The sequence below is a fragment of the Rahnella variigena genome, from assembly GCF_003610915.1.
Taxonomy (GTDB): Bacteria; Pseudomonadota; Gammaproteobacteria; order Enterobacterales; family Enterobacteriaceae; genus Rahnella; species Rahnella variigena.
Window position 1 is genome coordinate 2,041,473 of record NZ_NSDJ01000001.1, and the last position, 25,861, is coordinate 2,067,333.

Consider the following 25,861-nt stretch of genomic DNA (forward strand, 5'->3'; position numbering starts at 1 on the left):
CCTTTCCCTTACCTGCATTGCGCGTTCAGCACCTGAACGCCTGTTGAGTCTGTCGATGGTTTTGCCAGGCTGTAATGCACGGCACACTGTTCCGCCGGGGTGTTTCCCCATTTCGCCAGCAGCGAACCGCTTTCTGCCATGCCGGTCAGATAGACCTGTCCGGCGTCGCCGACAATAAAGCCCTGCGCGGTTTTCTGCGCCGTATCACTGACCGTGGCACCGAAAGGTACCGGTGAGCCATTCTGGCGCTGCAATGTCATCATCATGCGCAGGCCCACGCTTGCCGCAAAACGGGCACGCACGACCGCGCCGCGGGTCGGGATCACCGTCTGCGTGGTCTGGGGCAGTTCAACATCGTCAGGCAATGTTTCAGTGTCCAGTTGCACCAGATTCTTACGGTACGGACTGCTGTAGGGAACGATGGCATAACCGCGCCAGTCGGTTTTTACGCCAGGCTGATTGCTGATGCTGACACCGCTGGCACCGGAAGCCTGAACCAGCGCAAGGGTTTCGCCCATCGGCTGACCGAGCGTGATGCCGTTTTCATGAGCCAAAATGCCGCCCTGAATGCCATAGTTCAGGCGGCGACGGTTCTGGTCATAGGCATAACCCGCAGTCATTTCGCCGTAGGTACCCCGGTAATCGGCGTTCATATTGCCGCTGTTTCCCGTGCCCTGACTGCCATAGCCTTCCTGCACATTCCAGTTAAGGTTATTGGCAGCAAGCGCTGAACCGTTGAGCCCGACGGTATGCGTGGTATTTCCTTGTTTGCTGGTGTTGTAGCTGTAAGTGGCGTACACCGGGGCATCGAATAAACTTAACGGCACGCTGATGTTGAAACCGATGATTTGATCCCGGTCGTAAACACGTTTTCCGTCGGTGCCATCGTGACTGTTGCTGCTGGCATTTTCGTTATAGCTGTAATTGAGCCCGTAACTGATCCCGCGCCAGCTGTTGTTGTAGCCGACCCCGACTGAGCGCATTGAACGCCCGCTGTTCCAGTAATTCTCGCTAATCCAGCTCAGGGAAAACGACCCGGCACCCTGCCACAGGTTTTGACTCATGGTCATTTCGCTGCGGTTACGGCGTCGTCCGGCAGGCAGTTCAGCATTCTGATCCCGCCAGGTATCCATCACTTCCTGCAGGTTGTAATAACCGTCAGTGGAGTATCGGTAACCTGCAATCGCGAAGTTAGTGCCGGTCTGTACGATGTTTTTGCTGTAGCGCACCCGCAGGGACTGACCGCTGACATGGGGCTGATTTTCCATCGCTGACCACGCGTGCGTCAGATCAGAAGAAAAGGCGCCGAAGTCGCCCAGATTCTTGCCCATGCCCAGCGTCACCGACTGATAATGACTGGAAAACTGGCTGCCGCCGTAGGCCGTCAGGCCATGAGGCAGACCATAAATAGCTGTCCCCTGACCAAAAGGTGTCGCGTCAACATTGTTGTCATACGCGCGATACTGTCCGCCGGTCAGACTGTATTTCAGGCGGCCCTCACGTTGTAACACCGGCAATGAGGCGAAGGGCACCACCAGCAACTGCTCGCTGCCATCGGCTTCTTTAATGGTCACGTATAAATCGCCGGAGCCACCGGTCGGGAACATATCCGCGATTTCAAATGCCCCGGGGGAAACGTAACTTTGGTAGATGACGTAGCCGTTCTGGCGCACGATGACCTGCGCATTGGTGCGCGCAATCCCCCGCACTACCGGCGCATATCCCTTCATACTTTCTGGCAGCATGTCATCGTCGGATGCCAGCTGCACGCCGCGAAACGGCACGCTGTCAAAGATGTCACCGGGCGAAGAACTGTCCCCGATCGTCATCTGACTTTTCAGCGAAATAAGGCTGCGCGTGGCGTAGGTATAAACGGTATCCCATTTATCTTTGCCGCTGCCGTCATGCTCCCAGGTGGTGTAATTACGCAGCCGCCAGGGGCCGATATTAAGACCGGGGCGCAAATTGGCGTATTGCGTACTGCTGTTGGTGCCGGTGTGGCTGCGGGCAGAATTGTCCGCGCCGCTCAGGTTGTAATTGAGCAAAGCGGCAGTGATGCCGTTATCCCACTGAGTTTCAGGTACATTTCCGCGGGCTTTCTGCGTTATCGCCGCCTGCGGTACGCTGAGTAACAGTTGCTGCGCACTGAAGCGAAATTCGGCTTTCCCCTGCGGGATGGCATCCAGATTGACGCAGGGCGTCTGCGCGTTGCCCAGCTCAGGAAACAACGGCGTTTTGATGCCCATGTCTTCCAGTTGTGCGAGGGTCAGGCAGGGCGCCAGAACCGTGGAGTCGTCGGCCATTTTCTGCGTATGGAACTCCACGTCCCGGGTATCCTGCAATTCATTGTTGAGATAAATATCAACGCGATAGGTACCGGGCAACTGACCTGAGTTTGTTTCAAATACCGACAGGTCGGTGCTGCCCTGACCCGGGCTTTCAATCTCAAGCAATGCCGGGTTAAAGGTCTCACCTGCCTGAACGGCAAAAGAGGTCCCTGCGTAAAGGGCCAGCTGGCTGGCGATCAGACAGGCGAGGCTGTTCAAAGGCTGAAAAAATGGGGACTTTCCCTGTTGTTTGTGGCGATTCATCCGTGTATTCCCCTGCCGGAAGGGCTGAGAACGCCGCCTTCTGGCTTCATATTTATGTTTGGGCGCAGGTGTTTTGTGCTGACGGGTTTTGCAAAAGTGAATCACAGGGCAGCGGTATGTTCATCCCCGATACCGCCGTAATCACTGATGATTTTCCAGCTGACGCTACCTGCATTCTCGCCAGCGGGCAGAGCGAAACTGGCAGTGCCACCGGGGGCGACGAACGTCACATCCTTCACGTCTTTCCCGCCCACTTTCACCTGCATAAAGTTCATGTAAAACGGCGTCGGATTGCTCACCTGCAAGGTATTCCCGTTGCGCTGCCAGTGAAGTTTTTCAGTGACGGGTTCCGGTACACCCGTCACGCCTTTTGGCCGGTAAATCAGCTTGATGCGGGTTTTCACCGCAATCTGTAATGTGTTTTGATGATCATTACTTTCCGCCGCAGGAATGGATTTGATATTCATCCAGTACAGGGATTCTTTGTCAGACGGCAGATTGCCACCGGCCTGAACGACGCGAAGCACGTTCTGTTGTCCGCTGTTGAGGCGGAACAGCGGCGGTGTGACCATAAAAGGAGCTTTCTCAGCGCCCGTTCCGGCGGCCTCTACCCAGGTCTGGATCAGGTAAGGTTTTTTGTCCGGATTACTGACGCTCAGTGAAGACTCCTTCTTGCCGCCGTCATAGATCAGACGCGTACCACCGACGACAACCCCGGCCTGTGCGGATGTGGCGCAGACCAGCGTCACGGCCAGTAATGTGCATGGGAACATTTTCATAATGTATTTCCGATAACGTAGAAATACTGGCCGGCAGAGTCTGACGGCCAGAAATAAAACTCAGTCGCCCGGTGAAGGGCGACGAAGGATCAGTTGTAAATCACAGAGAAATTCGCGACGGAGTTAGCAGGGCCTGGGTTAACAGTGTCGGACGTAGCGATGTAACGTGCTATGAACTCCAGATTGTTGTCCTGGGTGCTGGTCAGCGGATACGCTTTGGTTTCAGTGAACAGTGGCACCAGAGTATTGGTGTCATCGGTCAGCTGAATCGCCACGTTTTGCGCTACGCCTGCTTGCTGAGTCAGTGCGAGCAGGCTGGTATCGCCATTCACACTGGAACCGTCAAATTTAATCTTTGCCGTAGAGACAGTTGCCGGGCAGTTGGTCAGCACCAGGGTGAATTTGGTCGGTGCAGCGGTAGAACCGGCCCCGGTAAATTCACTTTTTGCCACCTGACCCATGACGACATTCAGCGGAGAGCTTGGGGTATTCACGATGTCGCAACCGGCATCGATAATTTCACCCGTAAAGTTCACCTGACCGCCTGCCGCCATCGCTGAAGCACCCCAAAAAATAGCGGTAGTAATAACAGCGAGACTGATTAAATTCTTTTTCATAATAATTCCTTTAAATGAATGAATCTGACTAAGAAAATAAAGTGCTGGATTTAGGGTAAATAAATCCCATCACTTTGAAATTCAAAGTGTCCATGATGTGTTATGTTTTTTTTGCAGTGCCGGCAGCCTCAAGCAATCTCCGCTGAAAGTTAAATAACTTACTAAAACGCTCAGATATAAACCGATGCGGAAATACTTATGACTGCGGTTGCTGGCGGCGATTTTGATTGAAGTTTGAGGATCTATACAAGATATTTATGAGTGTAATTTTACACCCACAAATAACTTTATAATTTAACGGGTTTTCGCATAATCCCTGCGCAAGAAAAGTCCTGGTAGTACTGGAAAATCGTGGAGGGAATCACGTGCAACGAGATATAAAACCTTTTTTTACAGATAATTGCAGTGTCAGAGACAAAAAGCCCCTGAAAGAAATTGAAATGTTAATCGAACATCTTTCTCCGGTCTCACACATTCTCGAAACGAATGTCAGGGACTCGCTGAGTTATTCCGCTGATAAACAAAAGAATTGCTTCTTATTACACAGCGGCAACGTGATGCTGCACCGTAAAATCGATGGCATGGTATTAAATTCTGAATCCGCGCCGTATGTATTTGGAATAAGTACCCAATATACTGATCCGGATTATCTTTTTATCCGCATCCATGAACATTCGCAGGTCAGCTTACTGCCTGTCGAGCTGGCGAATCAGATTGTATCGACAAACAATTTATGGCGCAGTCTGGCGCAGTTATTAATTTATACCGCCACACGGGTTTATGATCACTGCGCCAAGATTTCTGCGCTGTCCTCGTATGAAATTATTTGTTATCAGCTGTATGAGTTGATGTATGAACCGGAGGAGGTCAGGAATAATATCACCGTTGTTTCCTATGTGATGAACCGTACCTTTCTTTCGCGAAGTACCATCATGAAAATCCTCGCGCAACTGAAAACCGGGGGTTATATCGCTATGGAGAAAGGCATTTTAAAAACGATTAACCGTATTCCTTCACGATATTAAGTGCTTGCTCTGATTATCTCCGCGTTTATTTTTGCTAAAAGAAGCAAAGTCATCCCTGCGGAATTTTACGTAAGTCATTCATGAATAAAATTCATAACACCATTCTGATTAGCCCTCTGGTGGCTGCCCGCTAAGGGCGATATTGTTACCTGACAATCAAACGGCCAGCGACAGTCTGTGCCGAAGTGGAGAATGAAATGACTGATAAAATGAAAATCACCAAAAGCGGTTCTGTGCCTTCACAAAAAGGGCCGGAGAATTATTTCACCGGTAAGGTGCGTATCGATTCGCCTTTCAGCGGCACGGAATCCGCCCGCGTCGGCGGTGCAACAGTGACTTTCGAACCGGGTGCGCGTACCGCATGGCATACGCATCCGCTGGGTCAGACGCTGATTATCACGCAGGGGCGTGGCTGGTTGCAGGAAGAAGGCGGTGAAATCCGTGAGATGAATGTCGGCGATATCGTGTGGATCCCGGAAGGCGTAAAACACTGGCACGGTGCTACTCCTGAAAATGCCATGACCCACATCGCGATTGCCGAATCTCTGAACGGCAGCCCGGTTGAGTGGATGGAAAAAGTGACTGACGCTCAGTACTCAAAATAATTTTCCACCCTGCCTCAGGACGCAGTTTTTTGGCTGCGTTCACTCAAATCCTGTCCGGTATTGCTGGTCAGGATTTCGTTGTTTAACCTAAATTCGCGCATTAACGATCAATCCCTCCGATTTACGCCTAAAAACCCCGCTGTTCGGGCTATTGAAACCCATGCTTTCTGTAGCTCTCTCATAAGCAACTCGACTACTATAAATAGACATCAACTTAAGAGTCGCTTCAGGTATGCCATATTATTCTCCCGGTGAAAGCCTTGTTCGCGAGCGTTCAGATCGCTTCTTACGCCGAATGTACTTTATGCGCATGCTGGGCACGTTCCTGTGCTTTTTGCCGATCCTTTCCGTTCTTCTGGAACGGGGGGCTTCCTGGATTGCGATCTTTTTGCTGACGCTGAATGCCTTTGTCTGGCCACATGTCGCGATGATGATTTCCCAGCGGTCTAAACACCCCAATCAGGCTGAATTTCGAAATCTGGCGTTTGATGCGATTGCCGGTGGCGCGTGGGTGGCGCAGATGGGGGTTTGTTTGCTGCCCTCGGCGGTGATCACCTCAATACTCATTGCTGACCGGTTCTCTGCCGGAGGCTGGCAGTTACTGCGCCGCGCTGCGCTGTTTTACTGCATCGGATTTATTGTTTGCTGGCCGTTCACCGGGATGACCTTCTATACCACCGTCACTGACCGGACGTTATGGCTGACATTGCCTCTTTCGACGATTTACATTATTGCGTTCAGCGCAGCCAATTATTCCATCTCAAGAAAGCTGCGCGATAAACAGCATGAGCTGGAGAAATCGGCGCTGATGGATCCTTTTCTCGGTTTGCCCAACAGAAGGTTACTTGACCGGCGACTGATGCTGGAATTTGAACGTTCTAAACATGACCTGGCCTGTCTGATGGTGCTGGGCGTGGACGATCTGAAAATGGTGAATGATCTGTTCGGGCGCGAAGCGGGCGATTATGTGTTGCGATCGGTTTCCGCTATTTTGCGTCAGGAAACGGGGCTGAATGATTTTCCAGCTATTCTGGGTGGCGATGAATTTGTGGTTATTCTGCCGGGCGTTTCGGAGGAAGAAGCTTATGCCGTCGGTTACCGGTTATTACTGAAAACCTCTGAAATTCGTTTATCGCAGGATGAAGGGTTTCAGTGTTCATTGAGTATTGGTGTGGCGACATCAAAACATCATGAGGATTATCATCAGTGGCTGGCGACAGCGGAACGTGCGCTGATGAATGTAAAACGTAATGGTAAAAACAGTATTGGCAGCGCGGGCAGGGCAGAAGCCGTCGCCTGACTATACTGAATACACTATTAGCGACATAACGACATACACGAATGAACAAATATTTTCCCGGATGAAAAATGAAAAATATTAAAATAATGATGGTGGCAGCAGTTGCAGTGACGGGTGTTCTGGCAGGATGCTCATCAATAGATAAACCCGTTGGCGCTGAAACTTACCGGCCTGCGAATTACGATGCATCATTTGCACAGGGCGAGGCGAGCTATACCACGTCAGTGTTTTCGATACTTGAACGCCAGCGTCGCGCGGATACTTACAAGAAGATCTTCGAATTCTGCAGCGGCAAATTCCAGACGCTGGGCGAAAGTGACGACGGCGAAAAGATGCATATCCGCTTCGCCTGCTTGCCAAAAGAAACGGTTCAGACCCAAAGTTCTTATTCAATACAGCAGAAGTCTCCTTCACTTTACTGAGTTTAAAACTGACTCGGAGGTTTTATGAGCAAGGAAAGACCTGATTTTATCCGTCACTGGACTGAGCTCGAAGGCGCTGACGACGGCAATTATCCTGGCGATGACGAGCTGATGTCGATTGGCGCGCCGCTCGGCAAAACGCTCGGACTGACGCGCATTGGCATTCATCATGAACGCCTGTTGCCTGGCCGTCGTACCTGTTACGCCCATGCTGAAAGTGCAGAAGATGAATTTGTGTATGTGCTGGAAGGGCATCCTGACGCCTGGATCAACGGCACATTGCACCGGCTGAACGCAGGTGATGCGGTAGCGTTTCCGCACGGTACGGGGATTTGCCATACCTTCATCAATAACACGGATGAGGAAGTGCGGTTGCTGGTCGTGGGTGAAGCCAATAAACCGGAAAACCGGATTTATTATCCGCTCAATCAGGAATATGAGGCGACGCGCAAAGACCGCTGGCAGGATGTTCCGCAGCAGGAATTTGGCGGGCACGATGGTCTTTCCGATGTAAGAAGACAGCAAATAAAAAAACCGGTGTAGAAACCGGTCTTTCTGTACTTTCCATTAATTTCTCAATAATTACTGGATGGAAAGCGACTGCCAGCGTTGCTGACAATAAGGCATCATCTTGTGGATCTTCAGACTTTGCGCCTGATGATGATTGAGGGAATAACCCTCCGGCGTGATCTCTAAAGTATCACCGGCTTTCAGGGTAAAATCGTTATCCACAGACAGGATCAGCTTCAGATTTCTGAACGCCTGAATGCAGATATACTTCAGTCCCGTCTGAGGGATGCTCAGGATATCTATGATTTTCCATTCCATATTCTCACTCCTTTCGTGTTTCTGTCTGATTTCTCGTGAGTCTTTCTGCCTCTTTTTTAACTCATAAGTCCGTCATGTTTTGTCATCACAAAGTAATGATTTCTTTATAGGCGTTCCGATAGGTTCAATGCTTGAACTGACTCACAAAAGAGGCAGGAAGAACTTTCACAGATCGCATAATGGATTAATTAGGACAAAATGCATTTATTCGGAACGGACTTTGGAAATGAAAACGAAAGCAAAAAGACTTGAAATGACAACGATAAAACAGGTATTTCTGAATCCTTTCTGATTTTCAGGGCTGAACATCATGACAACTGATTCATTATCTGTGCCGAAGGATGATTTCATCTGGCTGGAAGGATTGCGTAACGAAAAAGCGCTCGAATGGGCGCACGAACAAAATGCCATTACGCTGGCGGCTTTCACACAAGGCAGCGAATTTACGCCTCTGCGCGAAAAAGTGCTGCAAGGGCTGAACTCTCCGGAGCAGATCCCGGTCGTCTCAAAGTGCGGCAATGACTGGTACAACTTCTGGCAGGATGCGCAGAATCCCAAAGGATTACTGCGCAGAACCACACTCGACGAGTTTCGTAAACCGCAGCCGAAGTGGGAAACCGTGCTGGACATCGATGCACTGGGCAAAGCAGAAGGAAAAGACTGGGTATATCACGGCGTCTTTGCGCTGAAGCCCGATTTCAACCGGGCGCTGATTTTTCTGTCACCGGATGGCGGCGATGCTTCTGAAGTGCGTGAGTTTGATTTGCGGACGCTGGAATTTGTCTCTGACGGATTTTTCCTGCCGGTCGCCAAAAGCCGTACCGGCTGGATTGATCATGACCATCTGTTTGTCGCCACAGACTTTGGCGAAGACTCGCTGACCAATTCCGGTTATCCGCGCATTGTAAAAATCTGGCAGCGCGGCACACCGCTCTCAGAAGCCAAAACGGTATTCAGCGCAGATAAGAAAGACATGCTGGCGGCCGGTTATCACGACAGTTTTAAAGGGTTTGAACGCGATTTTGTGGTGCGCGTTATCGACTTTTATCACCGTGAGGCCTTTGTGCTCAATGCACAAAAAGAGCTGACCCGGATTGATTTGCCAACGGATGCCAAATTCAGTACCTGGCGCGACTGGCTGCTGATCCAGCCTTCCAGCGAATGGCAGATTAACGGTGAAACATGGCCTTCCGGCTCACTGCTGACCGTAAACTTTGAGGCGTTTCTGGCCGGGGAACGCGCACTGAAACCGCTGTTTATGCCGGGGGCGCATTCGTCTCTCAGCGGTGTGACGGCAACCCGCGACCAGCTAAACGGTTATTCCTTCACCAGCGATCACATTATCCTCAGTATCACGCATGATGTGGTCAACCGCCTCGAAGTGCTGACGCCGGAAAACGGTGAATGGCGGCGTGAACCGTTCGGCAAGGTGCCGGAGCTGAGCAAAATCCATGCCTGGGGCGTGGATGACGACACCAACGAATATTTCGTGACGGTCAGCGGGTTCCTGCAACCGGCGAGTTTATCACTCGGTAATCTGGATAACGGCGTGGAGGCGGAGGCTGAACTGCTGAAACAGGATCCGTCGCATTTTGATGCATCGCGTTATCAGGTCAGTCAGCATTTCGCGCAATCTGATGACGGCACACGCGTGCCGTATTTTGTTATCTGTCGCAAAGACGTGGTGTACGACGGGCAAAATCCGACGCTCCTTTATGGTTACGGCGGCTTTGAAGTCTCGCTGGATCCGTATTATCTCGGCGTCAGCGGCGTGTCGTGGCTGGATCGCGGCGGCGTCTTTGTGGTCGCCAATATCCGTGGCGGCGGTGAATACGGGCCGGAATGGCATAAAGCGGCACTGAAAGAAAAACGTCTGCGGGCGTATGAGGATTTCGCCTCAGTCGCCAAAGCGCTCATCGCCAGCAACATCACCTCTCCGGCACATCTGGCGGCGCAGGGTGGCAGCAACGGCGGTTTGCTGGTCGGCAATATGCTGACGCGTTATCCGGAGCTATTCGGGGCGATTGTTTGTGAAGTTGCGCTGCTGGATATGTACCGTTATACGCAAATTTCGGCAGGCGCTTCGTGGATTGCCGAATACGGCGACCCGCAAAAGCCAGAAGAGTGGGCATTTATCCGCGAGTTTTCGCCGTATCATAATCTTGATGCGACGAAAAAATATCCGCCGGTGCTGATAACCACTGCCACCAGCGATGATCGCGTGGGACCTGACCATGCACGAAAAATGGCCGCCAAAATGCAGGCAATGGGCATCCCGGATGTGTATTTTTATGAGAATACCGACGGGGGCCACAGTGCGGCGGCAGACAAGGCGCAGTCTGCGTTTAAGCGCGTGATGGTGAGTGAGTTTTTGTTGCACTTCATTGGACGTAAAGTATAGAAAGAAAGCCGATGCAGTGATTCGGTGACTTAAGCCAAACGGGATACCATTACGGTATCCCGTTAATATTTCGACATGTTTTAACCGCCAATATTCATCCTAAAAACATTGCCCCGCCAATCCTTCCATGTTTATTATTTCGGCTTCACTTGATAACAATTATCAAAATCATTTCTTATTCATTCTCATCTTCGGGTAATCGCATGTTAAAGAACACCGCTCGCGTGCTGTCTGTCGCAGGTCTGATGGCTGCCTCATTCTCCGTTTTTGCTACCACCTATCCGCTGACCGTGACCGATATGGCCGGGCAAAAGGTCACAATTGATAAAGCGCCGCAGCGTGTGATTTTGCAGGACGGGCGTGATTTGCTGGCGCTGGCCGTACTGGATAAAGCCAACCCGTTCCAGCACGTGGTGGCGTGGAATAATCTGCTGAAGAAAACGGACAGCGGCACCTGGGACATGCTGAAAAGCAAATGGCCTGACTCAGCAAACATCCTTGATATGGGATTCAGCGATAAGGGGCAAGTGGATCTGGAAACGGTGATCGCCAAAAAACCGGATCTGATGATTGCCCAGACGCGTGCCAAAGACTCGTTGGCGCAGGCTGGCGTGCTGGAAAAACTGGCTGCGTTGCATATTCCGGTGCTGTTCGTGGATTACGAACTGGATCCGGCCAAAAATACCGCGCCGAGCATTGAGCTGCTGGGTAAAGTGATGAACCAGGAAGACAATGCCCGCGCCTATACGGCGTTTTATAATGAGCACTTCCAGGCTATTCAAAAGGCTGTCGCTGCGATTAAAACCAGGCCTAATGTGTTTATCGAGCCGATTGCCGGACGTGACGATTCCTGCTGCTTTACCCACGGAAATGCTGGCTGGGGTAAACTGATCCAGGCCGTTGATGCCAATAATATTGGTTCTAAACTGCTGCCGGGCGCATCAGGCACGGTTTCTCTGGAACAAGTCATCAGCATGAAACCGGACGTTTACATTATGACCGGTTCTGCGCGTCCGGCTTCCGGTTCTGTGACGCACATTTTGCCATTCGGTTATGGCGCGAATGAAGCTGATGTGGATAAACAAGCCAAAGTGTTGCTCTCCCGTACCGGCGTTGCGCAGATCCCGGCGGTAAGCGCCAACCATGTGTATGGCGTTTATCACCAGTTCTATAACCATCCGTACAACATTGTCGGCATGGAATATCTGGCGAAATTTATCTATCCGGAACAGTTCAAAGATTTGGATCCGGCGAAGACGTATCACGACATCGTGCGTAACTTCACTAACCTGCCGGATCAGGATTTCATTCTGGGCTGGACGCCGAAAAAGTAACGACTGACATCTTTCCTTCTCAGGTCTGATGATTCCGCCTGTGGTCCCGCAGGCGGATTTTCAATCCCTCCGCATGTTTTCTGCACCAACTTTACCTCCGTCACATTTGTTGACACTCCGTTAATTCATACAAAAATGTAACTGTATTACTGTAGAGTTATCACGCCGGTGAATACCGTATAAGGCGTCGTGCGAAACATCAACAAGGTGAATTTATGCAATCTGAAGAACAGCGTTTAATTGACGGGCTTTTTAGTCGCTTACAACAGGCTGAGTCCAATACAGCACCGCGTGATGCGGAAGCTGAGCGTGTGATTCAGGCCCATATTCGTCAGCAACCGTCTGCCCCGTATTACATGGCGCAGGCGATGATTATTCAGGAAGCGGCGCTGACCAAGCTCAATGCGCAGGTGCAGGAACTGCAACAGCAGAATGAACAGCTGCAACAGCAGGCGCAAACCGCAAAACCGCAAAGCAGCGGTTTTCTGGCTGGTTTGTTTGGCGGCGGCTCCTCCCAGGCTGCGCCACAGCGCCAGGCGTCGCAGGGCAGCCAGCCTATTCCCGGTACGCAAGGGTGGGGCAGTCAGCCTCAGCAACAACAATATGCTGCACAGCCGCAGCAGCAGGCTCCGGCTCAGGCCGCACCTCAGCAGCCGGGCTTTTTAGGCAGCGCACTGCGCACAGCCGCCGGTGTCGCGGGCGGTGTGGTGCTGGCGGATATGCTGACCGGCATGTTCCATCACAGCCAGCCGCAGGAAATCGTCAATATTATCGAAGAGCCGCCAGTGCAGGATCTCAATCCGGCTGACAGCAGTTTCCTCGACAATAATCAGAGTTTTGATAGCGGTCAGCCTTCCTGGGAAGATGCCTCGCTGCGCAATGATAATTCGGATTTGGGTTTTGGAAATGATGATTTCGACACTGACGATTTCAACAATGATGACGACTCATTCTTCTAACCGGTTGATGTCATAAGGCGATTAAAGGCCTTTTTGACAGCAGAACAAAGCAACAGAAAGCCAGGAGTGAGAGCTTTATCGCTTATTACCATCAGAATTCTGGACAAAAGTGAAATCTGTTGCTGTACTGTATTTGACACACATTTTGTGTCCAACATTCACGTAAAGGTAAGTTTGATGTCTAAGATTAAAGGTAGCGTTAAGTGGTTCAATGAATCTAAAGGTTTTGGTTTCATTACCCCTGAAGATGGCAGCAAAGATGTTTTCGTTCATTTCTCTGCTATTTCCAGCAACGGTTTCAAGACCCTTGCTGAAGGCCAGCGCGTAGAGTTCGAAATCACCAATGGTGCCAAAGGCCCGTCGGCTGCTAACGTTATCGCTATCTGACTTTAGCCGAATTCTAAAAAACCCGCCGAAGCGGGTTTTTTTTTGCCTGTCATTCGTGAAATGTTTACGCCGGTTTTCGGACCAGCAGCACGAACATCAGGATAGCAATCGCGTAGCAGCCAAGAATGGTCAGCCCCATCGACAGCGCGGGCTGGCTGCCAAAACCGGTCACCGGCACCGCCAGTGCGCCAAGCGCAAACATACAAACCCCGAGCAGTGCAGAAGCGCTGCCTGCGTTTTTCCCCTGACTTTGCATCGCCAGTGATCCGGCATTCGGGCCGATAATTCCTATCACCATCACCGAGAAGAACAGCGGGATCAGCAGCATCACCAGCGGCGCGTTAAGGCTTGCAGCGATGACCAGTGCAACGGATGCCACAGCGGCGATACATAAACCGGCTTTCACCAGAGCCAGTTCACCAAAACGACGGCTCAGGCGGGTAGACACCTGGGCAGAAATCACCAGCCCGATGCCGTTTATCGCAAAGCACAGGCTGAACATCTGCGGGCTGAGATGGTAAATCTGTTGCAGCACAAACGGTGATGCGCCGATATACGCAAACATTCCTGCCATGATAAAGCCCTGTGTCAGGCACAAACCCATAAACGGACGGTGTTTCAGCAGTCCAAATACCGAGCCTAACATGCTGAAAATGCCGCCCTGCGAACGGCGTTCGGGGGCTAAGGTTTCATGCAGTTTCAGCGATGAGAAGCTGAACAGTAAGATGGCAATGAACGCCAGTACGCCGAATATTCCCCGCCAGTTCACCCAGTTCAGTAAGGCGCCGCCAAGTACCGGCGCGATAATCGGTGCCAGCCCGTTGACCAGCATCAGCAACGCAAAAAAACGTGTCAGCTCATGTCCGTTATATAAATCCCTCGCGACTGCGCGTGACAACACGGCACCTCCGGCACCGGCGATCCCTTGTAAAAGACGGGCGACAATCAGCTGACTGATATCCTGCGCCACGGCGCACCAGACTGACGCGGCCAGCAATAAAGCCAGTGACCATAATAAAGGTCGCATACGGCCATAGCGGTCACTCAGCGGGCCAAACAGTAACTGGCCGAAACCGAGGCCGAGTAAACCGGCGGTCAGACTAAGTTGCGCGCTGGCGGTTGTGGTATTCAGATCGCCTGCCATTTCTGGCAGAGCGGGAAGGTATAAATCGGTGCATAAGGGACCCAGTGCGGCGAGGGAGCCTAGCACCAGGGCATAACCGAGGCGTTTTTCTTGCAGATGAGCGCTCATGGTAAAGGTTTATTCCGGTTTGCTGGTGATTAAATCCGTTTCGAAGAGGCTCTGAAAGTAGCGATGGTAGATGGCTTCCAGAAGCTCCGCGTCGGCGTGAATTGTCGTCAGTCGACGAAATGCGGTGCCCTCACAAATCACTGCTAAAGTTTCCACTTTGGCCGTCATTTCAGCTTCTGAAAATTGCGGGAAAGTGGCACTGAGCAGAGACTTTGCTTCGTTGAACAATTGTTTTTCAGAGTCGCGCCAGATTTTTTCCACGACAGGATTGCGTGTGGCTTCTGCGGCCACTTCCAGCATTAATGCGTGGTCAATTTCTGCCTGTTCTTGCTGAACCACGCACAGTTCTTCTTTATAAGGCGCGCTGAGATTGCCAATCCGGCGGTAGGCCAGATTGTGTGCCACCTGCTGCAGATTATGGGCATTGCCGGTCATCAGACTGATTTTTTTCATCACGATGCGGCGCACAATCTCTTCGATGATGGCGTCTTTATTCGCGAAATAGCGGTAAATCTGTCCCACGCTGAGCAGTGAAGTTTTAGCGATTTCAGCCATGCCGGCACCGTGAAAGCCGTGCTTGCGAAAACACAGGCGTGCTGCGGCAATAATCTGGTCGCGCCGTGCGCTGATGCGCGCGTCTTTACTGCATTGTTGTGGGTGAAGCATGATTTACCTGAGAATTTTGCGGACAGTGACTGTGAACGATCATTCTCAAGTATAGGCAATAAGGAGGAACAGGTAAATATTTGTATTATGAATGGAATGAAAAGTGACGTTTAGTTTCAGCGCCATTACGCACGACGCTGAAATGCAAACGGCGCAACCCAGAGGAATGCGCCGCTTACGGAAAAGGGAGAAGTGATAACACTACGGGCAAGGCATTGTTATTCAGGCAAAGTATGCCTGTAAAAAAGCGACAACAGTCAGAATACAGAGAGCAACAACCAGAAGCTCAGAAGACGTTTTTGGAACAGAAAACATGCCATACCTCGAAAATAGACCAGAGTGAACTGACGCTATTATCGGTACAGAAGATGAAGGAAACATTAAGAAACGTCGGAAGGATAAGAACCTGTGTCACAAATTTAGGGCAGCGATGCCTTTTGTCATAAAAAAAGCATCGCCGGAAGATAGTATCAGTGCGCGCTGAACCAGCTGACCAGCATGAAGGCCAGTAACGTCATGGCCAGGGAACCGGCAAGATTGAGCGCCATATTAAGCAGGGCGGCACCAAAACGGCCATCCTGTAACATGTACACGACTTCCAGTGAGAAGGTGGAGAAGGTGGTTAAACCGCCGCAAAAACCGGTGGTGATCAGCAGTTTCCACACCGGATCAATATGGGTCAGACGGGTGAAAAGGGCGATACACAGACCAATAATAAAAGCGCCGACCAGATTCACCGTCAGTGTACCCACGGGCAGAACCGGGCTCATCCCGTTCATTTTGAGGCTGACATACCAGCGAACCACGCTGCCAATACCACCGCCAATAAAAACTGCAAGTAAGGTGCTAAACATAGTAATGCCTTAAAAAAGCAGATGAATTCAGAAAGGGCCTGGCGCTAAGTTTACCTCGCGTCCTGAGGCTTGTGTAGCCACGATACAGAAACAGTATGTAACCAGGAAAATGCCATGCTAATCAGAGAAGGTGTTGTTTCAGACGCGCAGATTCTGGCGCAATTGCTGGGCGATTTGGATTATCCCAACACGCCGGAAGCTATAGCAGAACGTGTGGTAAAAATGGCGACGAACCCGGACAGTTGTCTGCTGGTCGCTGAGGCAGACGGCAAAGCGGTGGGTTTAATCTCGTTGCACTATATCCCGCAAATCGCCCTGGCCGGAGAATTCTGCCGTATCAGCTATTTATGCGTCAGTGACCAGTGTCGTGGCGGCGGTATCGGCCAGAAATTGCTGGATGAAGCAGAACGGCTGGCGGCGGAGCGCGGCTGTGACCGTATGGAAGTTCACAGCCATACCCGCCGCGTGCGCGCCCACCAGTTCTATGCGCGGGCGCAGTACGAAGAGTCGCCGAAGTATTTGCTAAAAAAACGGTAAGTCATCAGGCACCCATTGCCAGAACCAAAGCATCGGCAATTAAATCAACCTGTTCCGGTTTCACCTGACTGGTACTGATACGGATAAACTGCCCCGGTCCGATGCGGCTGCGCTCGCCGGGCAGAACGGCAATCCCCCGCGCAGCCATTGTCACCAGTGCGAACTGCTCCGATGGCACCGGGATCCACATCGCCAGCCCGTCGCGTTCGGGAATGTTAATCCCGCGTATGCGTAAGGCATCGGACATGGCTTTACGGCGCTGTGCATACACACTCTTGGCGTGCGAAATACCTTCCTGCGTTTTCGGATCTTTAATCAGCCAGGCCAGTGCTTCCTGTAAAATACGGCTCGACCAGCCGGCACCAAAGTTACGGAATGATTTGATTTGTTTGATTAAATCTTTCGATCCTGAAATAACGGCCAGCCGCAAATCCGGCCCGTAAGCTTTGGAATAAGAGCGGACATGCACCGTCCGGTCAGGCAGGCGACTGCCCATACTGAGCGGCGGATGACAGGACAATTGTCCGATGCCGTCATCTTCAATGATCAGCGTATTGCTCTGGCTGAGAATTTCCGCCAGCGCAGCATAACGCTCCGCATTGATGGCGTGACCGCAATGTGAGTGCGTACGGGGCTGATAAATAAACGCGGAAGGATTTTTCAGCAGCGCCTGAACCAGGGATTCCGGCAGCGGGCCGAACTCATCACATTTCACTGCAATGACCTGTGCGCCCAGATTGTCCAACATATCCAGCAAACGGGTAGCGGTCGGATCTTCGATAGCCACCACGGAACCCTGCATCAGCAAGGTTTGCAGCGTCAGGTTCATCCCGTCAAAACCCCCATCCGCAGACATAAACGCCGGCGCGTCATAAGGCCAGTCGTGTTTAGCCGCTTCAAGCAAAGACGGCGCGATGGCCTCACGCTGATAACTGTTGAGATTATCAGCGCCAACGCCGTGTTGCATGGCTTCGAGCAGGTTTGGCAGCAGTTCAGGATCCGGCGAAGACAGCGCCAGATCCGCAATGATATGTTCGCCAAAATTGCCGATTTTCTCGAACCGCGCCGGTCTCGGCGACAGCATGTCCCCGCACACCCAGACGCCGTTACGCCCGCGACCGGCGATCACTTTTTGTCTGCGGAGTTGCCCCCAGGCGGCGGATACCGTGGCCGGACTGACCCCCAGCGCCTGTGCCAGTTCGCGGACGGCGGGCAGGTGCGTTCCGATTTCAATCACGCCGGAGCGGATCATCGCCGCGGTTTCAATTGCAATGCCCCGCATGGAACGATCCTGTAATTGCGTCGCTAACCATTGTGCATCCAGCGTTTTTTCGAGGGGGTTTTCTGCCATTTTCTCGCCTTTTGTTCAGTAACAAAGAATCTATTGTACATATTAATTTATGCCATTAGTATCAAACTTAGCCAGAGGAGGCGATAAAATAATCACATTACGATGAAGATGGTCTCCTTCGTAAAAGAATTTGGTGTGTTTGCCGGAAGGTTTGTAAACGCACAGTTGTTTTTCTGCATATCAACCATGCTGACACTTAAGGGGACAGATGTGACGATTACCATCAGGCTGGCAGTTCGTGACTGGGATTATTTTACGCCGCTGGCGTTGGGCGACCTCAAACCGGAAGGCTTTAATCTTGAAATCGATCGCGTGGGTACGCTGGTCGATAATCTGGGCAGCAGCGATAAATACGATGCGGGTGAAGTCTCTTTCAGCCGCTACGCACAAGGGCGTGCGCGGGGCGAATCCGATTTGCTGGCAATACCGCATTTCCTGATGCGCGGTTTCCGCCAGCGTTGCATTATCACCCGCGAAGACAGCCCGCTGACCGAACTTTCTCAGCTGGCAGGTAAACGTATCGGACTGACCGGCTGGCAGGATTCCGGCAATACCTGGACCCGCACGTTGCTGGCGCTGGAAGGCGTGGGCATTGAAGATGCGAACTGGTATGTCGGTCGTCTGACCGAAGCGCATCCGGTTGTGGATCGTCTGGCCGGTTTTGGTCGTGAAGGCCGTATTGAAGCGGTGCCGCAAGAGCGCCCGATGATGGAGTTGTTGCAGGAAGGCTGGCTGGACGCGATTTTCACGCCCTTCATGCCTGACGGTTTCTTCAAGCCTGACTCCGGTTTCCGTCAGTTCCAGCCGGATTTCCGTGCCGCCGAACTGGCCTATTTTAATCGCGTCGGTTACATCCCTGGCATTCACCTGCTGGCGATCAAACCCGCACTGGCCGAAGAACACCCGTGGTTACCGCAGGCACTGAGCGAAATTATCGACCGTTCTTATCAGGTCTGGATGGATAAGCGTGCTAAATATGCCGATACCACACCGTGGTTGCTGGACGATTTACGTCGTACGGTCATCGATTTACCCGCGAACTGGAATGCAAACGGTTACGCGGCCAACGAGAAAATGATCGACGATTTTGCTCATGAATTACATGCTCAGGGGCTGACGGCTAAGCGCCTGACGCCGCAGGAGTTGTTCCCGCAATTTGCCAATACTATCTAACCACTTGCCTGAACTCTCAGGCGACAGGGGAGTAAAGATGAAAGTTGCATTAGGTCAGTTTGCCGTTTCCCGCGAATGGGAAGCGAACGTCGAAACTTGTCTTTCGCTGATGGCGAAATCGCTGGAAGCGGGCGCGGATTTACTGGTATTGCCGGAAGGCATTCTGGCGCGCGACATCACCGATCCGGATCTGGTTTTGAAAGCGGCTCAGCCTCTGGATGGCCCGTTTGTCAGCCAGCTGGTCGCCGCCAGCCGTGGCAATCAGATGACCACCATGATGAGCGTGCACACGCCCGCACCGGATGGTCGAGCCTATAACGTGCTGATTTCCATCCGTAATGGCGAAATTATCTCTGAATACCAGAAGCTGCATCTTTATGATGCCTTTTCATCGCAGGAATCGAAAAATGTTACGGCTGGCGATGAAGTGCCGCCGCTGGTCAATGTCGCCGGTTTTAACGTCGGCCTGATGACCTGTTATGACGTGCGTTTCCCGGAACTGGCGCGTCGTCTGGTGCTGGATGGCGCAGACGTGCTGGTTCTGCCTGCCGCGTGGGTGAAAGGCCCGCTGAAAGAAATGCATTGGGAAGTGCTGGTCACGGCGCGCGCACTGGAAAACACCACTTATATGGTGGCAGTGGGCGAGTGTGGCGAGCGTAATATCGGCAACAGTATGGTGGTCGATCCGCTGGGTGTGGCCATTGCCCGCGCAGCAGAAGCCCCGGCGCTGGTGTTTGCCGAACTGGACAAAGATCGTCTGGCACATGCCCGCAAGGTGTTACCGGTGCTGGCAAACCGCCGCTTTGGTTTACCGCAATTGCGTCAGGACTGATTTCGCTGCCGGTCCTCAACGGCGGCCACTGATTTCATGCAGTACAGCGCCCTCACCAGGGAATGCGTTTGTTTTATAAATAAAAGGCTAAAGCTGTTTTTAATAGCCATAGTAAAAGCCATAGAAAAAGCTTCGAAAAGAAGCATCCGGAATCCCGCCACGGAAGGCACTCACTATAAATACACAACATTCATAAACTCACAGACCGACTTTTCGACAGAGGAAATAAGAGAATGATGGCAAAAAAATTACGTCAGGCTGCTGTTCTGACTGCTGCATTACTTTCCGTATCTTCCATGAATGCCCTGGCTGCTGAAAATGTGACCATCCCGACGCAGACGATGGATCCGGCGATCCACGCTAAATTACCTGCGGATATTCAAAAGTCAGGCGTGATGACGTCGGTGAATAACGGGTCATTCCCTCCGTATGAAATCGTCACCGGCGCAAACGGTCTGGATGGTGCAAGCGCCGATCTGGCAAACGCGCTGGCCGAAGTGTTAGGTGTGAAAATTGAACATGCTTCCGTGAGCGGTTTATCTGGCATCCTCAGCGGTATGGCGGCAGGTCGTTACCAGATGGGCATCGGCCCGATTGGTGACTATCCGGATCGTCAGGCGAAAAATGATTTCATTGATTTTGTGAAAGAATACGTGGTGTTCGGCGTACGCAAAGGTAATCCGGAAAAGATCACTTCTCTTGATGATACCTGCGGTAAACGCATCGCTGTCATGGCGGGCGGGTCCGCTGAACAGGTTATCCGCAAGCAATCGGATGTGTGTGTGAAAGACGGTAAACCGGCAGTCACGGTGCAATCTTTCAGCGATCAGCCGACGTCAATTCTGGCTGTGCGCTCAAACCGTTCCGACGCGTTCTTCTCTTCTCAGGCACCGCTGACGTATTTCGTCGAAAAAGCCAACGGCCAGCTTGAGCTGACCGGCACCGGTAAATCCAACGGATTTGGCGATATCTTCCAAGGCACTGTGGTGGCTAAAGATTCCCCAGTGCGTGATGCGATCCTTGCCGGTTATCAGAAATTGTTCGATAACGGCACTTACGCCATCATCATGAAAAAATGGGGGCTGGAAGGCAATATGATCCCGGCACCGGGCATCAACCTGGCAAAGGCGCAGGCTAAATGACTGATAAACCGTATAGTTCAAAGCCGGCAGTCAAGGACGACTATACGCAGGATCCACGACGTAACGTTGAGTTTTCCCATGCACCGCGGAATTACGGTCGCTGGATTGCCTGGATAGTGGTGGTGCTGATTGCCGCGGATGTTCTCTGGGCTGTCTCTCACAATCCCAATTTCGAATGGCATGTGGTGGCGCAGTGGTTTACGGAAGGCACAGTCATCAAAGGCCTGGGCGTCACGCTCGGCCTTACCGTGGTCTCAATGGTGCTCGGTGTTTTCATCGGCCTGATGCTGGCGATTGCCCGATTGTCCGACAGCATGCTGCTGCGAAGATTGGCAGGGTTGTACATCTGGTTCTTCCGCGGTACGCCGCTGCTGGTGCAATTGCTGTTCTGGTACAACATGTCGACGCTGTTCCCTCGGGTGGTGATCGGTATCCCGTTTGGTCCGCAATATTTGAGCTGGAATACCAATGATCTGATCACGCCGCTGACGGCAGCGATTGCCGGTCTGGCGCTGAACGAAGCGGCGTATATGGCGGAAATCATCCGCGCCGGTTTGTTATCGGTGGATAACGGTCAGGCGGAAACTGCGCAGGCGTTCGGCATGAGCCGTGGTCGCGCGTTGCGCCGGATCATCATTCCGCAGGCGATGCGTTCGATTATCCCTCCGACCGGTAATCAGCTGATCAGCATGATTAAAGCGACGTCGCTGGTCAGTGTTATCGCCATGGGTGATTTGCTGTATTCGGTGCAAACCATCTATAACCGCACCTTTGAAGTGGTACCGATGCTGATGGTGGCCGTGATCTGGTATCTGTTTATCACGTCATTGCTCAATCTCGGACAGTCGGCGATAGAACGCTATTATTCCCGGGGTACGCGCCGGACGTTGCCTAATGCGAAGCGACGTCAGAGTAATGCGGAAGAAAAAACCGCGCCGATCATTAACTCGCCGGGTCTGGCCCGAAAGGAGGACTTATGAGTCAACTATTATCCGACGCACAGTCATCCGAACCGGCATCGCTGGTGACAGCCCGTAACGTACATAAAAGTTACGGCGATAATGAAGTGCTGAAAGGCATTGATCTGGATGTGAAACCCAGCGAAGTGGTGGTGATCCTCGGGCCGTCAGGCTCAGGTAAATCGACATTCCTGCGCTGTATTAATCATCTGGAAGATATCGATCGCGGCTCTATTATGGTGGGCGGTGAGCAAATCGGTTATGAGCTGCGCGGCGACCGTTTGCATAAATTGCCTGAACGGGCGATTGCGCGCCAGCGCCGGGATATCGGCATGGTGTTTCAGCAATTCAATCTTTATCCGCACATGACCGTGCTGCAAAACATTATTGAAGCCCCGGTCGGCGTGCATAAAGAAAGCCGTCAGGACGCAGAGAAATATGCACGTGAGTTGCTGCAAAAGGTCGGGCTGAGCGATAAGGCCGATGCGTATCCGCGCCATCTTTCCGGCGGACAACAGCAGCGCGTCGCGATTGCCCGTGCGCTGGCAGTGAAACCTAAACTGATGTTGTTTGATGAACCGACTTCAGCGCTTGACCCTGAACTGGTGGGCGAGGTGCTTGCGACTATGCGCGATCTGGCGCAGCAGGGGCTGACCATGATTGTGGTCACCCATGAAATCGGTTTTGCGAAAGAAGCAGCGGACCGAGTGGTGTTTATGGATCGCGGGGTGGTGGTTGAGCAGGGCGCGGCAGATGAGGTGCTGGTGAATCCCCAGCATCCTCGCACGCAGGCATTCCTGAGCCGCTTCATCTGATAACGGCGGGCAGAACACGGGAAAGCGATAGTTTTACTCTGCTATTTCAACCCGGTTCCGCCCGTTTTTCTTCGCCTCAAACACCACATGGTCGGGCGGGCTAATCGGGCGTGTAAAACGGGTCGAAATCAAAGTCGAAGTGGTTTTGCTGTAAATAAAGACAGAATTACTTTATGAGCAGGCTATTCACGCTCATAATACCTCACTATGGTCATAATGCGCACAGTTCTGGATCCGTTCTGTTACATTTTCGGGTTGTATTAACGTCGCGAATGGCCATTAATAACGACAAATTGTCACTGCTGTTTTCCAGCACTCAGTGTAAAGAAGGTATGTATGGAAGGTCTAAGTATTACTAAATTGTTGGTGGTCGGCGTGCTGATCGTCCTGTTGTTCGGTACCAGCAAACTGCGTTCTCTGGGCGGCGACCTGGGTGCAGCACTGCGTGGCTTCAAGAAAGCCATGAATGATGATCCGGCTCCGGCAGCTGCTGAAAAAACAGCAGAAGCTAAACCGGCTGAACGCGTAGAGCACAAAGACTGAGTCTGACTCAATTACGTTTTCCGGGCATGAAAAAAGGTTGTTCTCACGAACAACCTTTTTTGTTTTCGGCGATAAGAAGTAACAAAATATTAAACGCAGTGCCGGAGCACCACGTCAGACTTTATTTAACTTCTAAGCCTTTGGCTTGCAGATCGGCGTGATAAGAAGAACGCACGAACGGGCCGCAGGCTGCATGGGTGAAGCCCATTTCCATCGCCGCTTCTTTCATCTGGTCAAACTCTTCCGGGCTCACGTAACGCTGTACCGGCAGGTGGTGACGGCTTGGCTGTAAATACTGGCCGAGCGTCAGCATGGTCACACCATGGCGACGCAGGTCGCGCATCACTTCGATGATTTCTTCGTTGGTTTCACCCAGACCGACCATCAGGCCAGATTTGGTTGGGATTTCCGGGTGCGCTTCTTTAAAGCGTTGCAGCAAGGTCAGTGACCATTCGTAGTTCGCGCCAGGACGAACCTGACGGTAAACGCGTGGCACGTTTTCCAGATTGTGGTTAAACACATCCGGCGGGCTGGCATTGAGAATGTCCAGTGCGCGATCCATACGGCCACGGAAATCCGGTACCAGCGTTTCGATTTTGATTGTCGGGTTTTTCGCGCGGATTGCCGTAATACAATCAGCAAAGTGCTGAGCACCGCCGTCGCGCAGATCATCACGGTCAACAGAGGTGATAACCACATAACGCAGACCCATATCCGAGATGGTTTGCGCCAGTTTTTCTGGCTCATTGGTGTCTGGTGCGGTCGGACGACCATGTGCCACGTCGCAGAACGGGCAGCGACGGGTACAAATAGCGCCCAGGATCATGAAGGTCGCGGTGCCGTGGTTGAAGCATTCGGAAAGGTTAGGACAAGCCGCTTCTTCACAGACAGAATGCAGGCCGTTCTTGCGCAGCGCTGATTTAATGCCCTGAATTTTCGTTGAGTCGGCAGGTAATTTGATTTTCATCCATGCCGGCTTACGTAACATTTCCTGCCGGTCACTGACCACGGTTTTCACCGGGATTAACGCCATCTTGTCTGCATCGCGGTATTTGACGCCGCGTTCCATCTGAATCGGTTTACTCATAATCTCGCAGCTTCCAGGTTTGTCACTCGTTACCCGAGTTTTTTCAGGACATTCAATGAACTGGCTGATTCATCAAAAAAAGTAGAAATAATGCGGAAATTATATCATTGAAGCATCCCTGCGTTCAGCCCTTCGTCATGGCCTGAAGTGCTAAATGCTGCAATTATTTAACCTTAAACAAGAATAATTCTCGAAAAACCAACCCTGTAATGATTCCAGTGGATTGAAAATATTAACTTTTTCTACAAACACCCCCTGCCGGAGAGGGGGTGTTAATGGTGTGTAAATATTTTTTCGCAGCAGGTTTTATGACGCAGTTTTGAATCGATGAAAATCATTCCGCTGAAGAGGAATAGTGTTCAATCTGCCACGGCAGATAATCAACCTGCTGATAATCAAGGCGATAGTTAAAGGATTTCACCAGAACAGGCATGACCTGATCGACTGTTAATCCCGGCATTTCCAGACTGGCCTGAGTCATTTCGAGACCGGCATATCCGCAGGGATTGATCCGGTGGAACGGCTCCAGATCCATATCAATATTCAGCGCCAGACCGTGTAACGAACAGCCTTTGCGAATGCGCAAACCAAGCGAACAAATCTTCTTGCCATCGACATAGACACCCGGCGCGTCAGCACGCGGATAAGCGTCGATAGAGAAATGCGCCAGCGTATCCACTACCGTTTGTTCGATAGCTGTGACCAGCTGACGGACGCCGAGCTTTTTGCGCTTGAGATCCACCATCACGTACATCACCTGCTGGCCGGGACCGTGATACGTCACCTGACCGCCGCGATCACTCTGGATAACCGGAATATCGCCGGGCATCAGAACATGTTCAGCTTTGCCTGCCTGACCCTGCGTAAAGACACGCGGATGCTGAACCAGCCAGATCTCGTCAAGCGAGTCAGCGTTACGGTGTTCAGTGAAGTGGTGCATGGCCAGAGAAACGGGCTCATAAGGCTGAAGGCCAAGCTGGCGCAGTACGATACGTTCTTGCGGGTTATGTGGTTGCACGGCAGTTATCGTCAGTCAGGGAAGGGGAGAACGCGCGACAGTGTTGTGGCTCCCGCGCGTATCGGTCAGAAAGGGCTTACAGCACCATGCGGACAATTTCGATATTGCCCAGCTCATCGTACAGGGTCTCGACCTGATCGATGTGGGTGGCAGTGATCGTAATAGAAACGGAGTGATAATTCCCTTTACTGCTCGGTTTTACCTGAGGATTGTAGTCACCAGGCGCATGGCGTTGCACGACTTCCACAACCTGGTCCACCAGCTCGGGTTGTGCCAGGCCCATTACTTTGTAAGTAAAGGGACAAGGGAATTCGAGCAGTTCGTTCAGTTTGGTTTTCATGTGCACTCCAGCGTGTTGTACAGCGTATTAAGTTTTGTCTCTGA

The 25,861-nt window shown here is 51.9% G+C and carries 27 protein-coding genes; 16 read left to right on the forward strand and 11 right to left on the reverse strand.

The window, feature by feature from the left end; all coding sequences use genetic code 11:
* Window positions 1-8: 8 nt before the first annotated feature.
* The 3 genes from CKQ54_RS09370 to CKQ54_RS09380 all read right to left on the reverse strand — a co-directional run bounded on the left by CKQ54_RS09370 (window position 9) and on the right by CKQ54_RS09380 (window position 3,987).
* On the reverse strand, window positions 9-2,591 hold the full coding sequence (locus CKQ54_RS09370; protein WP_120160302.1) for a fimbria/pilus outer membrane usher protein: 2,583 nt from the start codon (window positions 2,589-2,591) through the stop codon (window positions 9-11).
* A gap of 101 nt (window positions 2,592-2,692) precedes the next feature.
* Window positions 2,693-3,370 carry a fimbrial biogenesis chaperone gene (locus CKQ54_RS09375; protein WP_120160304.1) on the reverse strand — a complete coding sequence of 226 codons (678 nt, stop codon included), beginning with the start codon at window positions 3,368-3,370 and terminating at the stop codon, window positions 2,693-2,695.
* A gap of 89 nt (window positions 3,371-3,459) precedes the next feature.
* Entirely contained in the window at window positions 3,460-3,987 is a 528-nt protein-coding gene (locus CKQ54_RS09380) for a fimbrial protein (protein WP_112287608.1), read from the reverse strand.
* A 440-nt stretch (window positions 3,988-4,427) separates the two neighbouring features.
* Here CKQ54_RS09380 and CKQ54_RS09385 point away from each other — a divergent pair, with 440 nt between their 5' ends.
* The 5 genes from CKQ54_RS09385 (at window position 4,428) to CKQ54_RS09405 (ending at window position 7,882) form a co-directional block, all read left to right on the forward strand.
* Window positions 4,428-5,012 carry a winged helix-turn-helix transcriptional regulator gene (locus tag CKQ54_RS09385; RefSeq protein WP_120160306.1) on the forward strand — a complete coding sequence of 195 codons (585 nt, stop codon included), beginning with the start codon at window positions 4,428-4,430 and terminating at the stop codon, window positions 5,010-5,012.
* Between the two features lie 209 nt (window positions 5,013-5,221).
* The gene (locus tag CKQ54_RS09390; protein ID WP_113876250.1) at window positions 5,222-5,617 is read left to right on the forward strand and encodes a (R)-mandelonitrile lyase; all 396 of its coding nucleotides are present in this window, start codon (window positions 5,222-5,224) and stop codon (window positions 5,615-5,617) included.
* 232 nt (window positions 5,618-5,849) lie between these two features.
* A complete protein-coding gene (locus tag CKQ54_RS09395; RefSeq protein ID WP_120160308.1) occupies window positions 5,850-6,917 on the forward strand; it encodes a diguanylate cyclase in 1,068 nt (355 codons plus the stop codon).
* A gap of 68 nt (window positions 6,918-6,985) precedes the next feature.
* Window positions 6,986-7,339 (forward strand): hypothetical protein, encoded by a 354-nt coding sequence (locus CKQ54_RS09400; protein WP_120160310.1) that lies wholly within the window; start codon window positions 6,986-6,988, stop codon window positions 7,337-7,339.
* 24 nt (window positions 7,340-7,363) lie between these two features.
* Entirely contained in the window at window positions 7,364-7,882 is a 519-nt protein-coding gene (locus CKQ54_RS09405) for a cupin domain-containing protein (RefSeq protein ID WP_120160312.1), read from the forward strand.
* 39 nt (window positions 7,883-7,921) lie between these two features.
* On the opposite strand, the gene CKQ54_RS09410 is transcribed toward CKQ54_RS09405, so the two are convergent.
* Entirely contained in the window at window positions 7,922-8,167 is a 246-nt protein-coding gene (locus CKQ54_RS09410) for a hypothetical protein (RefSeq protein ID WP_112287613.1), read from the reverse strand.
* 310 nt (window positions 8,168-8,477) lie between these two features.
* On the opposite strand from CKQ54_RS09410, the gene CKQ54_RS09415 reads away from it, so the two are divergent.
* From CKQ54_RS09415 to cspE, 4 genes are all read left to right on the forward strand, one after another.
* Window positions 8,478-10,568 carry a prolyl oligopeptidase family serine peptidase gene (locus CKQ54_RS09415; RefSeq protein ID WP_120160314.1) on the forward strand — a complete coding sequence of 697 codons (2,091 nt, stop codon included), beginning with the start codon at window positions 8,478-8,480 and terminating at the stop codon, window positions 10,566-10,568.
* Between the two features lie 203 nt (window positions 10,569-10,771).
* The gene (locus tag CKQ54_RS09420) at window positions 10,772-11,902 is read left to right on the forward strand and encodes an ABC transporter substrate-binding protein (RefSeq protein WP_120160315.1); all 1,131 of its coding nucleotides are present in this window, start codon (window positions 10,772-10,774) and stop codon (window positions 11,900-11,902) included.
* 215 nt (window positions 11,903-12,117) lie between these two features.
* A complete protein-coding gene (locus CKQ54_RS09425) occupies window positions 12,118-12,861 on the forward strand; it encodes a DUF2076 domain-containing protein (protein ID WP_120160317.1) in 744 nt (247 codons plus the stop codon).
* A 177-nt stretch (window positions 12,862-13,038) separates the two neighbouring features.
* The gene (cspE, locus tag CKQ54_RS09430) at window positions 13,039-13,248 is read left to right on the forward strand and encodes a transcription antiterminator/RNA stability regulator CspE (RefSeq protein ID WP_009636912.1); all 210 of its coding nucleotides are present in this window, start codon (window positions 13,039-13,041) and stop codon (window positions 13,246-13,248) included.
* A gap of 64 nt (window positions 13,249-13,312) precedes the next feature.
* Here cspE and CKQ54_RS09435 read toward each other — a convergent pair whose 3' ends face one another.
* From CKQ54_RS09435 to crcB, 3 genes are all read right to left on the reverse strand, one after another.
* Entirely contained in the window at window positions 13,313-14,500 is a 1,188-nt protein-coding gene (locus CKQ54_RS09435; RefSeq protein ID WP_120160319.1) for a multidrug effflux MFS transporter, read from the reverse strand.
* A gap of 9 nt (window positions 14,501-14,509) precedes the next feature.
* Window positions 14,510-15,166, reverse strand: a complete 657-nt coding sequence (locus tag CKQ54_RS09440; RefSeq protein WP_120160320.1) for a TetR family transcriptional regulator — start codon at window positions 15,164-15,166, stop codon at window positions 14,510-14,512.
* Between the two features lie 470 nt (window positions 15,167-15,636).
* Window positions 15,637-16,020, reverse strand: a complete 384-nt coding sequence (gene crcB, locus CKQ54_RS09445) for a fluoride efflux transporter CrcB (protein ID WP_112287619.1) — start codon at window positions 16,018-16,020, stop codon at window positions 15,637-15,639.
* A gap of 114 nt (window positions 16,021-16,134) precedes the next feature.
* On the opposite strand from crcB, the gene CKQ54_RS09450 reads away from it, so the two are divergent.
* Window positions 16,135-16,557, forward strand: coding sequence for a GNAT family N-acetyltransferase (locus CKQ54_RS09450; protein WP_120160322.1), 423 nt, complete (start codon window positions 16,135-16,137; stop codon window positions 16,555-16,557).
* A gap of 4 nt (window positions 16,558-16,561) precedes the next feature.
* Here CKQ54_RS09450 and CKQ54_RS09455 read toward each other — a convergent pair whose 3' ends face one another.
* On the reverse strand, window positions 16,562-17,908 hold the full coding sequence (locus tag CKQ54_RS09455; protein ID WP_120160324.1) for an aminotransferase class I/II-fold pyridoxal phosphate-dependent enzyme: 1,347 nt from the start codon (window positions 17,906-17,908) through the stop codon (window positions 16,562-16,564).
* Between the two features lie 210 nt (window positions 17,909-18,118).
* Between CKQ54_RS09455 and CKQ54_RS09460 the strand changes: the two genes are divergently transcribed.
* The 6 genes from CKQ54_RS09460 (at window position 18,119) to tatA (ending at window position 23,372) form a co-directional block, all read left to right on the forward strand.
* Window positions 18,119-19,081, forward strand: a complete 963-nt coding sequence (locus CKQ54_RS09460; RefSeq protein WP_112287666.1) for a substrate-binding domain-containing protein — start codon at window positions 18,119-18,121, stop codon at window positions 19,079-19,081.
* Between the two features lie 37 nt (window positions 19,082-19,118).
* The gene (locus CKQ54_RS09465; RefSeq protein ID WP_120160326.1) at window positions 19,119-19,913 is read left to right on the forward strand and encodes a deaminated glutathione amidase; all 795 of its coding nucleotides are present in this window, start codon (window positions 19,119-19,121) and stop codon (window positions 19,911-19,913) included.
* Window positions 19,914-20,146: 233 nt separating this feature from the next.
* Window positions 20,147-21,055 carry an ABC transporter substrate-binding protein gene (locus CKQ54_RS09470; RefSeq protein WP_120160328.1) on the forward strand — a complete coding sequence of 303 codons (909 nt, stop codon included), beginning with the start codon at window positions 20,147-20,149 and terminating at the stop codon, window positions 21,053-21,055.
* The gene (locus CKQ54_RS09475; protein ID WP_120160330.1) at window positions 21,052-22,035 is read left to right on the forward strand and encodes an amino acid ABC transporter permease; all 984 of its coding nucleotides are present in this window, start codon (window positions 21,052-21,054) and stop codon (window positions 22,033-22,035) included. The genes CKQ54_RS09470 and CKQ54_RS09475 overlap by 4 nt, the downstream gene beginning before the upstream one ends.
* Complete coding sequence (locus CKQ54_RS09480; RefSeq protein ID WP_112287625.1) at window positions 22,032-22,829, forward strand: amino acid ABC transporter ATP-binding protein; 798 nt, start codon at window positions 22,032-22,034, stop codon at window positions 22,827-22,829. Before CKQ54_RS09475 ends, CKQ54_RS09480 begins: the two co-directional genes overlap by 4 nt.
* Window positions 22,830-23,165: 336 nt before the next feature.
* Window positions 23,166-23,372 carry a Sec-independent protein translocase subunit TatA gene (tatA, locus tag CKQ54_RS09485; RefSeq protein WP_112287626.1) on the forward strand — a complete coding sequence of 69 codons (207 nt, stop codon included), beginning with the start codon at window positions 23,166-23,168 and terminating at the stop codon, window positions 23,370-23,372.
* Window positions 23,373-23,493: 121 nt separating this feature from the next.
* Here tatA and lipA read toward each other — a convergent pair whose 3' ends face one another.
* The 3 genes from lipA to ybeD form a co-directional block, all read right to left on the reverse strand.
* Window positions 23,494-24,459, reverse strand: a complete 966-nt coding sequence (lipA, locus tag CKQ54_RS09490) for a lipoyl synthase (RefSeq protein ID WP_095921145.1) — start codon at window positions 24,457-24,459, stop codon at window positions 23,494-23,496.
* Window positions 24,460-24,793: 334 nt separating this feature from the next.
* Window positions 24,794-25,477, reverse strand: a complete 684-nt coding sequence (gene lipB / locus CKQ54_RS09495; protein WP_120160332.1) for a lipoyl(octanoyl) transferase LipB — start codon at window positions 25,475-25,477, stop codon at window positions 24,794-24,796.
* A 76-nt stretch (window positions 25,478-25,553) separates the two neighbouring features.
* On the reverse strand, window positions 25,554-25,817 hold the full coding sequence (ybeD, locus tag CKQ54_RS09500) for a DUF493 family protein YbeD (protein WP_013576500.1): 264 nt from the start codon (window positions 25,815-25,817) through the stop codon (window positions 25,554-25,556).
* Window positions 25,818-25,861: the final 44 nt, after the last annotated feature.

Bases quoted from the DNA above. Each gene is read 5' to 3' on its own strand.
- CKQ54_RS09395 (WP_120160308.1), top strand. From the start codon at position 5,850: ATGCCATATTATTCTCCCGGTGAAAGCCTTGTTCGCGAGCGTTCAGAT.
- CKQ54_RS09480 (WP_112287625.1), top strand. From the start codon at position 22,032: ATGAGTCAACTATTATCCGACGCACAGTCATCCGAACCGGCATCGCTG.
- CKQ54_RS09420 (WP_120160315.1), top strand. From the start codon at position 10,772: ATGTTAAAGAACACCGCTCGCGTGCTGTCTGTCGCAGGTCTGATGGCT.
- CKQ54_RS09415 (WP_120160314.1), top strand. From the start codon at position 8,478: ATGACAACTGATTCATTATCTGTGCCGAAGGATGATTTCATCTGGCTG.
- lipA (WP_095921145.1), bottom strand. From the start codon at position 24,459: ATGAGTAAACCGATTCAGATGGAACGCGGCGTCAAATACCGCGATGCA.
- CKQ54_RS09405 (WP_120160312.1), top strand. From the start codon at position 7,364: ATGAGCAAGGAAAGACCTGATTTTATCCGTCACTGGACTGAGCTCGAA.
- CKQ54_RS09410 (WP_112287613.1), bottom strand. From the start codon at position 8,167: ATGGAATGGAAAATCATAGATATCCTGAGCATCCCTCAGACGGGACTG.
- cspE (WP_009636912.1), top strand. From the start codon at position 13,039: ATGTCTAAGATTAAAGGTAGCGTTAAGTGGTTCAATGAATCTAAAGGT.
- tatA (WP_112287626.1), top strand. From the start codon at position 23,166: ATGGAAGGTCTAAGTATTACTAAATTGTTGGTGGTCGGCGTGCTGATC.
- CKQ54_RS09390 (WP_113876250.1), top strand. From the start codon at position 5,222: ATGAAAATCACCAAAAGCGGTTCTGTGCCTTCACAAAAAGGGCCGGAG.
- CKQ54_RS09470 (WP_120160328.1), top strand. From the start codon at position 20,147: ATGATGGCAAAAAAATTACGTCAGGCTGCTGTTCTGACTGCTGCATTA.
- CKQ54_RS09385 (WP_120160306.1), top strand. From the start codon at position 4,428: ATGTTAATCGAACATCTTTCTCCGGTCTCACACATTCTCGAAACGAAT.
- CKQ54_RS09455 (WP_120160324.1), bottom strand. From the start codon at position 17,908: ATGGCAGAAAACCCCCTCGAAAAAACGCTGGATGCACAATGGTTAGCG.
- CKQ54_RS09425 (WP_120160317.1), top strand. From the start codon at position 12,118: ATGCAATCTGAAGAACAGCGTTTAATTGACGGGCTTTTTAGTCGCTTA.
- CKQ54_RS09440 (WP_120160320.1), bottom strand. From the start codon at position 15,166: ATGCTTCACCCACAACAATGCAGTAAAGACGCGCGCATCAGCGCACGG.
- ybeD (WP_013576500.1), bottom strand. From the start codon at position 25,817: ATGAAAACCAAACTGAACGAACTGCTCGAATTCCCTTGTCCCTTTACT.
- crcB (WP_112287619.1), bottom strand. From the start codon at position 16,020: ATGTTTAGCACCTTACTTGCAGTTTTTATTGGCGGTGGTATTGGCAGC.
- CKQ54_RS09370 (WP_120160302.1), bottom strand. From the start codon at position 2,591: ATGAATCGCCACAAACAACAGGGAAAGTCCCCATTTTTTCAGCCTTTG.
- CKQ54_RS09450 (WP_120160322.1), top strand. From the start codon at position 16,135: ATGCTAATCAGAGAAGGTGTTGTTTCAGACGCGCAGATTCTGGCGCAA.
- CKQ54_RS09375 (WP_120160304.1), bottom strand. From the start codon at position 3,370: ATGAAAATGTTCCCATGCACATTACTGGCCGTGACGCTGGTCTGCGCC.
- CKQ54_RS09435 (WP_120160319.1), bottom strand. From the start codon at position 14,500: ATGAGCGCTCATCTGCAAGAAAAACGCCTCGGTTATGCCCTGGTGCTA.
- CKQ54_RS09380 (WP_112287608.1), bottom strand. From the start codon at position 3,987: ATGAAAAAGAATTTAATCAGTCTCGCTGTTATTACTACCGCTATTTTT.
- CKQ54_RS09465 (WP_120160326.1), top strand. From the start codon at position 19,119: ATGAAAGTTGCATTAGGTCAGTTTGCCGTTTCCCGCGAATGGGAAGCG.
- CKQ54_RS09400 (WP_120160310.1), top strand. From the start codon at position 6,986: ATGAAAAATATTAAAATAATGATGGTGGCAGCAGTTGCAGTGACGGGT.
- CKQ54_RS09475 (WP_120160330.1), top strand. From the start codon at position 21,052: ATGACTGATAAACCGTATAGTTCAAAGCCGGCAGTCAAGGACGACTAT.